The sequence below is a fragment of the Cellulomonas sp. P4_B5_2 genome (genome assembly GCF_056402235.1).
This window is the reverse complement of record NZ_JBFUHU010000508.1, coordinates 1-1,396: the sequence shown is the minus strand read 5'-3', so window position 1 is coordinate 1,396 and position 1,396 is coordinate 1. Positions and strand designations below refer to the sequence as shown.

1 protein-coding gene is annotated in these 1,396 nt (G+C 70.3%); it reads right to left on the bottom strand.

Going from position 1 to position 1,396, the window contains the following annotated elements; all coding sequences use genetic code 11:
* Positions 1–275 precede the first annotated feature (275 nt).
* Positions 276–1,396 (bottom strand): hypothetical protein (locus AC1DUQ_RS21725; RefSeq protein WP_477074634.1); only part of this gene is annotated, 1,121 nt, incomplete at its 5' end.

Below are 1,396 nucleotides of genomic sequence, written 5' to 3'. Positions count from 1 at the left end.
TACCGGGCGTGCTCGCGCGTCGAGCTGCCCCACAGGGGCGCGGGCGCCCATCGGATCGTCCTGCCCAGCTGCCGCAGACGCTGGTCGATCGTGGCGGAGGGGTGGACTGCGGGACGGATGGCGGCCATGGAGCGCTCCTTGTGGGTGCACGCGGACGAGTGCCGGGGTGACCGGCACGACCATCGTCCAACGTGTGCGGGCTCGGCGGAGGGGTCCTTGGTCCCCTCCGCACCCGGAGGGCGCCCGGCAGTCCCGGACGCCCCCCGAGGCTGTCCTCAGTGGCAGTACAGCCGTTGCAGCGACTGACCCAGGTCGCCGTACCGGCGGGTGATCCACCCGAGGTTCACGGAGTACGCGCACGCCGGGTCGCCCGACACGTCGATCGGGATCCCGCCCGTGCTCGTGCTGTTGTGCGGGCCGGACGCGCCGCCCCGGAACGAGTAGTTGCCGGTGGTGAAGGCTCCCGACGGTGTCTGCGGCGGCACGTGCACACTGCCGCCGTTGTTGTTGATCGTGACGGAGAAGTTCCGCAGGTGCGGGTGGTCCACCGTGTAGAGCAGGTGGATCGTGGTCGCGCCGGACAGCGGGTTGCAGCCGTTGAGACGGAGCTCCTCGAGGTCCAGGGTGGCGATCACCGCCGAGTTGTCGAAGATGATCGAGTCCAGCTGGTCGGTGTGCGTGACGGTGTCGGTGACGGCGTCACGCACCTCGAAGCCGACCCGGTACCGGCGCACCGGCTCCTGCTCGTTCAGCGGCAGCGTCTCGCCCGCCTGAGCCTTCGGGAGCCCGCCGGGCTTCTTCGGCGGGTGCAGCGCCGTGATGGCCGCGGAGTTGAGCTCCAGGAGCTCGAACGTGCGCAGGAAGTTCGACCCGCTCACGTTCACCACCGCGGTCGAACCCGGCGGGTTGTACATCTGCACGGTCACCGGCAGACCGTCGACCTGCACGAAGCCGTCGGCGTCGAGGTCCGCCGCAGTGACGACGACGGACGCGGACTGGGCGTTGCCGTTGCCGTCGGTGTAGAAGACGTAGCCGACGTGCGTACCCGTGATCTGGGTCGTCACCGGCGTGAGCGTGGCCGGGGCGACCGTCGGCGGGTTGGCCGGGTCCTCCGTGCCGCCCGTCCAGGTGTACTCGCCCACGAGGAACCGGTACTTCAGCGCGTGCCCGGTGCCGATGTCGGTGAGCGGGCAGTTGCCGCGCAGCGTGACGGTGCCACCGAACACGTACGCGCCGCCCGACGGGTCCGCGTACCCGAGCGAGTCGAACGTCGAGCCGGGCTGGCCGTTGCCGGGGTGGATGTCGAACACCTCGACCTGCTGCCAGTGCGGCACGGTGTCGGGATCGCCGACGACCTTGTCGGTGCACAGGTCCAGGCAGAAGCAGTGCCCGACGT